This is a genomic window from Aliikangiella litoralis (assembly GCF_052495765.1).
Genome location: NZ_CP199292.1, coordinates 860,195 through 873,339, shown reverse-complemented (window position 1 = coordinate 873,339; position 13,145 = coordinate 860,195). Strand labels below are relative to the sequence as shown.

At 36.1% G+C, this 13,145-nt stretch carries 10 protein-coding genes; 3 read left to right on the top strand and 7 right to left on the bottom strand.

Features of this window, described 5'->3' with window-relative positions; genetic code table 11:
- Positions 1 to 612 carry an FMN-binding negative transcriptional regulator gene (locus tag ACT5E3_RS03735; RefSeq protein WP_444996967.1) on the bottom strand — a complete coding sequence of 204 codons (612 nt, stop codon included), beginning with the start codon at positions 610 to 612 and terminating at the stop codon, positions 1 to 3.
- 323 nt (positions 613 to 935) lie between these two features.
- Between ACT5E3_RS03735 and ACT5E3_RS03730 the strand changes: the two genes are divergently transcribed.
- Both ACT5E3_RS03730 and ACT5E3_RS03725 read left to right on the top strand, forming a co-directional pair.
- Positions 936 to 2,531, top strand: a complete 1,596-nt coding sequence (locus ACT5E3_RS03730; protein WP_444996966.1) for a S41 family peptidase — start codon at positions 936 to 938, stop codon at positions 2,529 to 2,531.
- A gap of 18 nt (positions 2,532 to 2,549) precedes the next feature.
- Positions 2,550 to 2,945 (top strand): hypothetical protein, encoded by a 396-nt coding sequence (locus ACT5E3_RS03725; protein WP_444996965.1) that lies wholly within the window; start codon positions 2,550 to 2,552, stop codon positions 2,943 to 2,945.
- A gap of 7 nt (positions 2,946 to 2,952) precedes the next feature.
- Here ACT5E3_RS03725 and ACT5E3_RS03720 read toward each other — a convergent pair whose 3' ends face one another.
- Together ACT5E3_RS03720 and ACT5E3_RS03715 are read right to left on the bottom strand one after the other, a co-directional pair.
- The gene (locus ACT5E3_RS03720; protein WP_444996964.1) at positions 2,953 to 3,714 is read right to left on the bottom strand and encodes a methyltransferase domain-containing protein; all 762 of its coding nucleotides are present in this window, start codon (positions 3,712 to 3,714) and stop codon (positions 2,953 to 2,955) included.
- Between the two features lie 258 nt (positions 3,715 to 3,972).
- A complete protein-coding gene (locus ACT5E3_RS03715; protein ID WP_444996963.1) occupies positions 3,973 to 4,896 on the bottom strand; it encodes a M14 family metallopeptidase in 924 nt (307 codons plus the stop codon).
- A 579-nt stretch (positions 4,897 to 5,475) separates the two neighbouring features.
- On the opposite strand from ACT5E3_RS03715, the gene ACT5E3_RS03710 reads away from it, so the two are divergent.
- A complete protein-coding gene (locus ACT5E3_RS03710; protein WP_444996962.1) occupies positions 5,476 to 8,787 on the top strand; it encodes an InlB B-repeat-containing protein in 3,312 nt (1,103 codons plus the stop codon).
- Between the two features lie 132 nt (positions 8,788 to 8,919).
- Here ACT5E3_RS03710 and ACT5E3_RS03705 read toward each other — a convergent pair whose 3' ends face one another.
- From ACT5E3_RS03705 to ACT5E3_RS03690, 4 genes are all read right to left on the bottom strand, one after another.
- Positions 8,920 to 9,423, bottom strand: a complete 504-nt coding sequence (locus ACT5E3_RS03705; protein ID WP_444996961.1) for a hypothetical protein — start codon at positions 9,421 to 9,423, stop codon at positions 8,920 to 8,922.
- An 80-nt stretch (positions 9,424 to 9,503) separates the two neighbouring features.
- A complete protein-coding gene (locus tag ACT5E3_RS03700) occupies positions 9,504 to 10,442 on the bottom strand; it encodes a hypothetical protein (protein ID WP_444996960.1) in 939 nt (312 codons plus the stop codon).
- Between the two features lie 155 nt (positions 10,443 to 10,597).
- Positions 10,598 to 11,293 carry a LytR/AlgR family response regulator transcription factor gene (locus tag ACT5E3_RS03695; RefSeq protein ID WP_444996959.1) on the bottom strand — a complete coding sequence of 232 codons (696 nt, stop codon included), beginning with the start codon at positions 11,291 to 11,293 and terminating at the stop codon, positions 10,598 to 10,600.
- 15 nt (positions 11,294 to 11,308) lie between these two features.
- Positions 11,309 to 13,030: a histidine kinase gene (locus tag ACT5E3_RS03690; protein ID WP_444996958.1), complete on the bottom strand. Its 1,722-nt coding sequence runs from the start codon at positions 13,028 to 13,030 to the stop codon at positions 11,309 to 11,311.
- Positions 13,031 to 13,145: the final 115 nt, after the last annotated feature.

Sequence of the window (13,145 nt, the reverse complement as noted above, 5' to 3'; positions counted from 1 at the left end):
CTAAAAGTTGAACTGCTTCATCCATTGAGCGACTTGATTAGAATTATAATCTTCTTGTTGCTCTAATCCATGAATTAAACTTTGAATCTCTGTTGGTGATTTGTTTTGGCTCAATTTTGCTTTTCCCTCTATTGACTCAATAGAAATTTTAAACCCAACAATTGCTTTTAGCATAGCCGATAACTTTTTAGTGTCCATTTTTTTTATTGTCCAAGGCGTTTCAAACTGAGACTCGTGCATCTCACTCAAGCGATTTAATAAATTGAGTAGTTCGCAATCATTCAGTAGCGTCGCATGACCAGAAACTTGCACACTCATAAAATTCCAAGTGGGCACATTCCCTTTGTCAGCATACCAATTGGGTGATATATAAGCATTCGCGCCTGAAAAACAAACCTTTAAGTCATCTGCATCACACAAACACTGCCAATGAGTATTCGCTTTGGCAACATGTGCATAAAGAAATTCACCAGCCTCATCGAGTAAAAAAGGCAGTTGATTAATTTCTAATTGGCCTTGATAAGTTGTTATCAACTGGCCAAAACTATGCTGTTTAATATAAGCCAGTTGGGCATTTCTATCATTTAATTGAAAATGACTAGGACAATACATTACCGTTTTTTCTTTATCAGAAGTTAATAATTTCTCGACTTTACTCGCTAAAACTTAACCCTTCAAGCAACGATTTGATATTACTGTTATTTTTTACTATCCAATCACTCATCGCGGCGCTTATTTAGACTATAATTAATTGATTAAAGTTAGGAAAAATGCAATATTAGCTAAATATGTGCAAGATTACTGGTAATGCTCAGCATTTCAAGTGTAACTAATATGGCAGTATCTGCCACATTAAAACAACGAATATGTGTAACGCAATACCAGTATTTAAGTAGTGATAATGACTAATGATCAACGAGTAACGGTTATTTATTATGATGAAAAAACAACTCCCTATTTTATTTACCTTATCAACAATAGCCTTACTGGCCAACCTGACAGCATGTGGCGGTGGAAGTAGTTCAGGAGATGACAACAATAATACCACTCCAACCTGGACACAAGGCGAGTTTCTAGCTGAAAGTCAGTTTAAAAACCTTTGTCAAACCCCTCGTAGTGGAGGCTCATTTCCAGATAAACAAGGTACAATATTGCATGAGAACCACTATCTACGCTCTTGGAGCAATAACACCTACCTCTGGTATGACGAAATTCCTGATTTGAATCCTGCAAACTATAACTCGCCAATAGACTACTTTGAGCTATTAAAAACATCCGAGTTATCGCCATCCGGGAATACCAAAGATAAATTCCACTTCACCTATGGCACAGAAGAATGGGAGCAACTATCACAATCAGGACAATCTGCTGGTTACGGAGCGGAATGGGCGTTAATTGCAACAGCTCCGCCCAGAAAAATATTAGTGGCTTTTACAGAACCTGATTCACCCGCCAGCTCATCTGTTGCCACATTAGCACGAGGAGCAGAAATTCTTTTTATTGATGGTGTCGATGTCGTCAACGCCAATGGTACTAATAGTGTTAACATAATTAATGCTGGACTTTTCCCCCAAACCGCCGGGGAAACACATACCTTTGTAGTGAGAGATTTAAACAGTACAGATACACGGAGTATATCCATGACTTCTGCCATTATTACTTCACAACCTGTAAGACAGGTATCGACCATTGCGACAGCGACAGGCGATGTTGGATATATTCTTTTTAACTCACATATTGCCACAGCAGAAAGTGGCTTAATTGATGCAGTTAACCAATTAAAAACCGCTGGCGTGAATGATCTAGTGCTGGACCTACGCTACAATGGTGGTGGTCTACTAGCAATTGGTAGTCAATTGAGTTATATGATTGCAGGAACAACAGCAACTCAAGACAAAATATTCGACAATACACAATTCAATGATAAACACACAACAATAAATCCAGTTACCCGAAGAGCTTTAACACCCACTCCTTTTTATAACCAAACATTGGGCTTTTCAACAACAGCAGGACAGGCACTACCTACACTAGACTTAAATCGCGTTTATATTCTTGCAACAGATGATACTTGCTCTGCCAGTGAAGCAATTATTAATGGGTTATTAGGTATTGATGTAGAAGTGATATTAATTGGCTCAACAACCTGCGGAAAACCTTATGGTTTTTATCCACAAGATAACTGTGGAACAACTTATTTCACCATCCAGTTTAAAGGCGAAAATCATAAAGGTTTTGGGGACTACTCAGATGGCTTCTCTCCTGAAAATACTGCCGGTACTGTTGGCTCAATTGTTGCCGGCTGTTCTGTTTCAGATGACTTTACTCATGCACTAGGCAATTCAGACGAAGCCCAACTAGCAGCCGCCCTAGCTTATCGATCAACAGGAAGTTGCCCTACACCGACAGGAAAAGCAATCAAACAGTCAGCTTACACTAATCAGTCAATAGCCAATAAGCAAGACGATGGACTAAATATAAAAAAACCATTTAGGTTAAATGATAAAATTTTTGGAATACCCAATCAATAATTAACAAGTGCTTATAAAATGAAGAAACTCTACTTTGTATCATTATTAACAATTAGTTTTGCATCTTTATCAGGATGCAAAACTGTATCTTCAACCAAAAGCCAATATGCTATTATTAGCCAACACTCTGCCGAGTCCTTAGTTGAGTTAGAATCGGTAATAAATACAGCTATTGGAAAAGGAAAAGTAAGCTTAAATGATGATACGCTAACATCAAATAGCCAATTAATCATTGAAAGAAAACAGCATCAGTCTATAGAACATGGAAAAATAATGGGTAGACATGATGAAGTGCCTGAGATTTTTAATTTAATTTTAAAAAATGATCAGTGTATGTTAGTGCATCAACAAACGAAAAAAGAGTGGCCGCTTTACAAAGCTCAATGCAAACCCTATCAATTAAGCGCTCAATAATCGTTTATTATTTTTTCACGAAGCGAATAGCAAATCGGTCATGCTCACCATTAAATACTTGCCAACGTTGGGTATGATCATCTTTAAGATTTTGTAAAGCCTGGCTAGTTGAGTCAACGGTAAAACCCGCTTTTTTTAGTTCCGAAATAACAAAGTTTTCACCTATACGATGCAAACTTCTATTAACCGACAAACCTGCATCAGCATCAGCGGCATTATCTAAAATAATCAAACTACCATCTGGCTTAAGAAACTGATAAATAGTGTTTAAAACAGCTTGCTGATCAATTCGAGAGTTAAGATAAAAATCATGTAGCGCAAAAAAGATAACCGCCGCATCTAACGAACCTTTTTTAACCGCATTTTCTGCTAATACCTCTTCTAACTCATAAAGCAAGTGTTTGCGCAGAGCAATAACATTAGGTAAGCGCCCATTTTTCACTCTTGTAGCTGACACCCCCTGAGCATAAACCTTACCTTTATTACCAACTAACCTAGCCAACAATTCAGTTGTATGTCCGCCACCAGCACCGAGTTCTAACACTTTATTATTCTGCGTAATTTGGGTAAATGGTAATATAAGTTCAGGTTTACGAGTTTTATCTTTAATTTTATCTTGTACTGAACGCTGTGGATGCTCGATTACTTGAGAATAAAGCTCATGTCGACTTGATGCATAATTAACACTCGTATAAAGAGAAGTTAATGACATTAAAGCAATGAGTCTAAACCGTCCTATTTTAAATCTATCAATATTAAATTTACCCATACTAAATTCCTCATATCATTCGCCAAGTCAGTTATAAGTTAAACAACTCAACAATCTACCAAGCAAATCAATAAAAACTTTAATACAAACTAATCTTGTATTCAACGATAACCAACGAGTAAAAAGAACAGCTCATCGCAACCGGCTCTTAACTCAGTCACAATTCATAGTAGTTTTAGAAAATTTAAAAAAAAGAAATGGGTTAGCTTAATTCATAGATTTTAAACAATATAAAATCTATGAATATTATTAACAATATTATGACTTTATTTGACTTACAATATAATCAAGACCACCAGTAATAGCAGCAACTTGAGCTAAAACACAATTTTCATCGGTAACTTTAGGACTATCGGGATAAACTTCTGTCGTTGTACAGTATTGGCTATTACTAAATCCAGTACAAAGCCACAGTTTTTTTACATCGTAACTGATAACTCCTTCTTGAGAAACAGGCTCACCAATAATATTTCCATGTTCATCAGAAGGAGCTATATGAGTCACTTGTTTTACTGATTTGATAATGGCCTTTTGAAAATCATCGACAGGATTGAACGTATCAGCAACTAAATAAAAACCATCAGGAATATTCCAATCAGGTTGTTCAACTGCATCTCTTGCGGCCAAAGCAGGACGAAAGACAGTGTTATCCGTATCTGTCGTTTCATGTAAATCGATATGTACAGTAATGTCACCATTAAGTGATGCAACACACTCCATTAATCTTGCAGACTCTTCAGCAGGAGAATCAGTATAAAATGATCGATTAGGATCAATTGCTTTAGGGTTCCACCGATTAATTGTTTCATATCCCCAAGGGCTCACACATGGTGCGACAACAATATTAAAGTGTTTAGTATAATTTAACGCATGTTTTTCTAAAAAACGAATTGCACCATGTACTCCACTAGTTTCATACCCATGCACTCCTCCAGTAATTAAAGCCGTCTTTTTCTGCGTATTCCAATCACGTGTTTTAACAACATATAAAGGATAGCTATTTGTCTCATAATCAAGCGCACCATATTGCTCAACATCAAAGTCATTTTTTAATAAATCAATTTTCACCACAACATCATCAAAATATGATCGTTGAACCTGTTGTTCAAAAAACCATAACGCTTTTTCTTTATCCCCCCACCTTTCATTACTTGCATTTGCATTAATCTTATTTTTATTCATGATACAACCCGCTTTGTTAAATTTTTTTTATTAATTGAGCACATGCTTTATTAACATTAAAATGATGCACTAGCATGAAACATTACACTTCAAACAATTTATTAATAAAACATATGCTGACGTAGTTTTTTAGATTACTTTAATAAAAAAGTACTCTATATTTCTTTTTTCAGTTATTGAGTAAACTCAATTTTTATTTATTAGAAGCCGTATTTTTTATCGATTTAGTATATAAATTTTACCACACAACAGACTAAAAAATATAAAATCAAACATTTTTACAACCAAATCATATTTAATTATTCTAATACACTATATAAATAATATACAGTTTCTATTAGTCACTTGAAAGTTCTCTTTACCACTGACGTGCTCTTAGTTTTATTTGCTCAAATTCTCATTGTTGACAATCAATTTTTTATTTTTTTGCTTTTATGAACCAAGTCAATATTCCAAATAGCAATAACTGGTATAAATCGCAACCTGTTTACTAATTCTTATATTAGCAAGTGTACGGGTTGATAAGAAAAGACAAAACTTCGTTCACTTAAAATCATTAACCTTTAGGAATTAAAGATTATGTTATTTTCACATAAAAAAAAGTATCGTTTCTTAGAGATGCTTTTAATCCTTCCCTTACTCTTAATAGCTGCTTGCGACCAAGATGATCCAGAAATAACCGTTAGTGTAAAAATACAAGGCGACGGTAAAGGACAGGTGACAAGTGAGCCAGCTGGCATTGATTGCAACCAATCATGTCAAGCTGATTTCACAAAAGATTCCGGCAGTATTACATTAACAGCAGTGCCAGCAGACGATTCAGTTTTTGTTGAATGGTCCGGAGATTGTGAAGGCGGTAGTACTTGTACAGTTGATAGCAGCGGCAATCATTCCGTAACAGCTATATTTAATCTAAAACCCGTCTCAATGGTCAATTTGTCAGTTGAACGTTCAGGTACAGGTTCTGGTACTGTAACTAGCGCACCTGCTGGTATCAATTGTGGTGATACTTGTAGTTCTGAATTTGCAGAACTCTCTGGATCGGTCACACTAACAGCGGTTGCAGACGATAATTCCGTTTTTGTTGAATGGCAGCAGGACTGTACAGGAACAGATACATGTACGGTTGACACTGATGCAGATCACAAAGTTGTAGCCGTATTTAATCAAAAACCAGTACCAACTATCGATATCGTAGTCACTCCAAGTGGTGACGGTAGCGGGCAAGTAGAAAGCACACCTGAAGGAATTGATTGTGGTGACTCCTGTGTTGCATCATTTACACAAAATGATGGCACAGTTACTCTTCAGGCTGAAGCCGCCAATGGTTCTGTTTTTGCGGGTTGGCAGGGAGATTGTCAAGGCACCAATGAATGTGTGTTAGATACCGAACAAAACCATAGTGTCACAGCGACTTTTAATTTAATTCCAGTACCAACAGTAACACTATCTATTACAAAAACAGGTAAAGGTACTGGTAGCGTAACGAGTCAACCTGAAGGTATTAATTGTGGCGATACATGTTCTGCAACTTTTGCTGAAAACATTGGAAATATCACACTAACAGCGACACCAGATGTAGAATCTATTTTTGTTGAATGGGAAGGTGATTGCCGGGGTTCCTCAACAACTTGCAGCATTGAGACAACGAGTGATCAAAATGCTACTGCAGTATTTGAGCCTAAGCTAAATTTAACCATTAATGATATAACTCTCATTAACGCTGATACAGACTTACCCATTAATGATTACGATCCCATTGCTTCAGGAACTACACTAGATTTATCTTCTCTACCCACTAAAAACCTTAATCTCAGAGTCAACACTTCAGATTCAGTAGAAAGTGTTCATTTTGTTATTGATAAAAATGAGACGAGAATCGAAAACCAAATACCATTTTCATTGGGTGATGATGGCAATGGGGATTATAGCCAATGGCCTTTAACTTTAGGTGAACATACTCTAGCTCTGACACCTTTTTCACAAGATAATGCCGAAGGGCAGTCTGGCACAACAGTCAACTTTACCATAACTTTAACTGAAGCCAGATGGTCATTTTCAGAAGAGATAATTAAGTTTGTTGGTAAAACAGGTGGTTCGGAGATTACTTCAAAAATATTGACCTTAACTAATACAGGTAATGTTTCATTGGATTACCAAGTGAGTGGTGTTCCAGACTGGTTAACTACCACGCCAACAAGTGGCACTGTCGTAGAAAATAAAACAGCCGATATTGAATTTCAACCAACGGCTTGTACTAAAGATGGACGTGACGATGCAACAGTAACTTTTACTTCGGGTAAACTGACTCAAGAAATAACGGTTTCGAGAATATGCTCTACAAATGCTAGTATCGACTTCGCAATGGATCGCTTTTATATTTTACAAAGTGTTCCCTCTATGGATACACAGCAAAAAGCAGATGACCAGGTTGGTCTGGTAATAGGACGTGAAGGTCTAGGACGTGCTTTTGTTACTGCAAGTGATACTACCGACTTGACACCTGATATCATTTTAAATTATCGACTCAATGGTGGTGAAACCAAAAGTATTAGCTTATCTGCGCCGAGCTCAGTACCTACAAAAACAGATGAAGCTAAGTTAAATGACACTTTTACCGTTGAACTTGCCGAAAACTTTTTTGCGGCGGGATTAGAAATATTCATCGAAATTGATCCTGATAATCAAATACCAGAGCTTGATGAAACGAATAACCGATTCCCTGAAGCAGGTTATTACTCGCCTAATATGATCACCGTTGATACTTTTAACATCACCTTCGTACCGATTACTTATAACGGTACGCCAGCAGGTGATATGTCTGAAAGCAACTTAAGACGATTACTAGAACCCACTTGGAAAATGCACCCATTAACCAAAATGGATATTCAAGTGCACGCACCACTCGAAGTAACCGATTTAGGTTGGAACGAGATGCTCAGAGAAGTCAATAAACTACGCCAGGCCGAAGGCAGCTCACGAGCCTATCACGGTATTGTAAAAACTGGCCCAGGCGGCGGTGTCGCTGGTATTGGTTATGTTGGTCATGTAGTAGCGGTCAGTAAACCATACTCCGGTACTATCGCACATGAATTTGGGCATAACTTTGGTCTACCACATGCACCTTGCGGCGGACCAGCTAATCCCGATCCTAACTTCCCTTACGATAATGCTCGAACAGGTGTTTGGGGTTATGATTTATTAAACAAAAAGTTAAAAGCACCAACACTAGCTGATTTAATGAGCTATTGTGGACCAAACTGGATTAGTGATTATAACTATAAAAAGGTCGCTAAGTTTCATTCAAACTTATCAGCCAAACAAGCACAACAAGCTAAACAACCTGTCGCTCAAACGGTATTACTGATTGATGGAACAATTAGTGCGGAAACATTATCAATTGATACTGTTTTTTCACTTAATACTGTGGCACTTGCCAATGAAGAAGGCCCTTATACTCTTAAAGGTTTTGACAAAACAGGAACAGAGTTATTTAGACAATCCTTTAAAGCTTTTGCTTTATCTCACGAATCGTTAAGCCATTTTTCAGTTAACGTGCCAGTGAGTAGCTCATCACTTAATACTTTAAACAACATACAAATTACACAAGGAGACAAAATACTCATTAATCGTCAGGCAGTAATTAACACCAAGAAAACAAATAAAAGCCAACCAACTCGGGCGGTTAGCGTTGGCCAAAATAATATGACTCAAATTACCTGGGATACGCAAATTCACCACGCAGTTATGGTGAGAGATCCTATCAATAACCAAATATTAGGTAGTAGTAAAACAGGTAGTTTATTAGTACGCCCTAAAAGCAATAAAGTTGAAATTATTTCATCGAATGGGTTAATAAGCGACAGTCAAATATTAACTATTCAGAAATAACCTTTAACACCTCTACTCAGACTTGTGGAATACAGACAAGTCTGAATCTTCTTTTAGTCATAGGACTAGAACTAGAAATGTGCTCGCAATAACGAGCACATTTTTTATCTTAGACTAAGGTTTAGCATCAAGTTAGTTGTTAATAATTAAAGAAACATCATCAATTCGAACGCTCTCACCTGTGCTATATCCCATTAACTGCCCCCTAACTCTCACTTGATGCCAACCAGCCACAGTGGGTGTATAAGTACCATGAGTTGAGTTGCTAGACCAATTGCCCGTTGAATTATTACCTTTACTCGAACACAAGGCATTATCGCTATTTGATGGTGATAGAACAGTAACTCCCCCACCAGGCGCAACTATTTCTAAATTAATATTGTACCAAGTAAAGTTATCTGCTGATTTAACTTGGCACTCTGCATTATAAAATACTGCTCTCTTTGTGGTGTTACCAAAATAAACCCAGCGAGATGTATTATTAGCATTATCTAATGGCAGTAAACGTAATACACCATCACTGTAAGTATTTGGATTTGTTCGGCTAATCGAAAAGTCAACCGCAAAACAACTTCCTGATAAAAAGAACAAAGCAAAACTAATACTGGTTTGAATGATTGAGTTTTTAAATTTCATAGTAAATCCCTCTATTAAGTTAGTTAAAATGCACATCCTCAACTATCCCATATAATTAAGGTAACAGTGCTCTGTGAGTCCTAGTAGGACAAATCCGTTTGTATATTCACGCTATTATTAGCTTGTTGTGCTAATCCATCTAAAAAACTATTAGCTTGTTGGTTAATCACTTCAGATTTTTCGTTGCTTAATTGAAATGCCACTTCACTTTTGACTTCAGTTGATATATTAGGATTGTTCAGCAGTTGTGAAAAAGCCAAAGAACGAACAAGAGTTGAAGCATCATTAAAAACAATTTCACTTAAAATAGCTGGAGCTAAAAAAATACTTTTTTGTTCAGCCCCCCATAAACTCATCGCTCTAACTTTTTCATTAGTCGATTCAATTCCTTTATTGATTAGCAACTCGGCCTCCTGCTGATTAACGACATTGAGTTGCTGAAGCATTGCCATATCGGGTTCAACAGAATATTCATTTTCTCCTTCATATACCTGATTAAAATGCTTCGAAGCGAATTTGTGATTGATAGATTCGTTTGAATCAATGGAATATACAGCAATAGAGTTAAGTTGTGTATTTTTATAAAAAAATGCATAGTGATACTTTTCAAATAATAACTTGAGCGCACTCTCTAATTGAATCGTTTTTATATCAATAGTCATTAAATCATCTTGAGAACTTTTATCAGGAACAAAACTTAAACCTGTTAGTGAAGATATTTTTTCAAGTAACAGCGTCAACGGATAACTATCCGCTCTTATGCTGAGCTTTCCTCCTACGTAAGAAACCAATGGTTCCTTGCTTGAAAGAACAGTATTTTCAATATTATCTGACAATAGATCAGCTTTTAAATTGATTGCTTCATTATCTCGACTGTTGATAGTTTGCTCATCAACAGTCGCATTATCCCAATGTTCAATATTGCTCATTGAGGCATTATTTTCTTCTATGATGTGAAGCAGTGATAATGCTAATCCGCCTACTATTGAGGTAAAAATGAGTGCTTTTAGATTTTTCATATTATCGTCCTTGACAAAAAAGAAAGTCATTCCTTTTTGATATAAAGTTAACCTTCAATCATACTAAGAAATAACTTTGAGATAATATAGAGACTAAATCCTAATTAGGTGTAAGTAATTGTTACTCATCGATGCAAGTCAGATAGTTAAAGCTATCATTGAATTAAGCATTCTCTTAGTGACTTTAAACGAGTTCTACCGATAGGGAGTTGCTGTTGATTGGTTAAAGTTAGCCAATATTTACTTCCTTCTTGCGATATTATTGACTGAATAGATTCTAATGGAACAGCATATGTCCGATGAATGCGCTGAAAGTTTTCAGGTAATACTGCTAGCAACTTATCTAAACTTTTGTCATGCAAGATAACTTTTTCGTCCTGCGTGTGTATCTCACAATAATGTCCATCGGCTTTGAGATATAGCACATTAGCGATGGGCAGCAACTCTATTTTACCTAAATATTTATAACTTAAATACTTACTCTTTCCTCCTGAATTTCCGTCACGCAAACGGTTAACTGCTTTTTGAACTCGTTCTTGAGTGAATGGCTTAGCAATAAAGTCAAGTACGCCGATATCAAATGCTTCAATCGCCCTATCAGTATTTGCTGATACTACTATCGTATGAAAACTTTTACTTACCTGCTGCTTTAATAAATCAAAACCATTTTGACCTTGTAAATTTAAGTCTAAAAATAGAACATCAATAATATTGTTAGCTAGGTAATCGTTGGCATCATCTAAAGTATTCAACAAATGAAGTTGGAGTGTCTGTCCAGCAAAAGCATTTTCGACAAAACGTTTAAGCCGCTTTGCCACCATATATTCATCTTCAACAATAATAGCTTTCATTACCCTACCTTTTTATCAACTAGCATATACCCATGGAAATGTGAGTGTGACTTGCCAACACTGATGTTCAAATTTCGATTTGACATCCCAGTCGCTAATAAAACTCTCTTGCAGCCTTGCTTCTATATACTGACTGCCTAAACCAGAGTTAATCATATTAGTTGATAAATTATTATTTACAGGTGAACTAAATACTAATACATTGTTATCACTTTCATGGATTTGCTCTAAAGTAAAAGTGACTGTTTGTTGTTGATAGTTATTATGTGATATTGCATTTTCGATTAAAGTTAATATAACTCCCGGTGGTATTTGCACCATTAAATCAGCCACTTCGCTATTCAATTTGAAATGAGTGTTTGAGCGAAATCCCATCACATCTAAATGAGCACAGCACAGCGAGACTTCATCTTGCAAGCTAATCAACCTTTGTGATGACATTTGAGCAACCATACGAAACTCATCGGCTAATGCGAGGATAAACTTGACCGCTGTTTTCGGAGAATCCTCTATCCATTCCTCTACCGCTGTTAGTGTATTTAATATGAAATGTGGTTGAATGTTTCGCTTAACCAACTCTAACTCCAGTCGACCTGCCGCAATTTGACTTTGAACTAATTGTTTTTGTCTTAACTGCATTGTACGAGTCAACAAGTAAAGCATGAGACTAATTAAAGCGCCAAAAGAAACGAAAAAATATTGATCCATATACGAGTAAGTATGAATTGCAATAGGAGCAATAAATAAAATCAAACCCAGCAACATGAGCCACGCATCTTTTTGGTTGTTCACCACAGCATAAACACAAACAATAATAGAGGTGCTAGTGCCGATTAAAAATATATAAAGACTTCGGTCGTCAAAACCGTCTCCCTCCAACAATATAGCAATTTGCAGTATTAAATTCAGACTAATTAAAAATATCTTTAACCTTTTTGTTAGCTGGAAAAAAAACATAAAGAAAAGGCTCAATAAACATGAAACTAAACAAGATAAAATTAATACAAGATAAAGCCTAGGAACTTGCCAATCGTAACTATATCCCCACAAACCTCGCCAGGATTCAACAACAAATAATAAAAAAATAGTCAAACACAAACCACTAAACCATAAATAGCTTGGCTCTCTTAGCACAGAGAAGTAAAGTAACAAATAATAAAATGCGATTAATAACAATGCGCCAGACATTGTAATTGGCAAGGTTGCATGCCTAAAAGGTGCTTGTACTAAAGATTGATAATCACCGATAAAACTAAAAAAGGAGCCGTTAGATAAGTAATTTTGTGCATGATGAGTTGATACTTTAAGGCTTAACGTATGTGTCCCTATAGTTAAATAATCTTGAGGAAGCAACATCACATAATCAATTTGTCCTGGCTTCTCGGTATTTTTACTCTTACCTACGACGCCATTGCTGCCAATGTACTGACCATCCCAATAAGCTTGATATGCCCCCAGCATGCTCACAAAAATACCTTGTGGCTTTTTTGATATTTTTGAAATTTCAAAATTAACTTGAACCCAGAAATTTTTATCTTTTAATGGAATACCTCCAAACGAAATTTTAGTCCACCGAGAGTAATCAGATACAGGATTAACAAACTCTGGGTTGTCAACTTTCGTCATGAAATAATTCTTACCGATAATCGGTTGATATTCAACTTCATTCTCACCTTGCACATTGAAAGAAAGTATTAAAAATAAAAATACCAAGCTAATAGAAAGTTTAAGTGACAAAGATACTCTCCTTTACTTTTATTATATCAAGGAATTACCGATGATGATGAGTTGTTAATGAATTTAATGAGCAGTTCAGGAAATAGTCAACCAAAACACCGAAACAATTAATTAA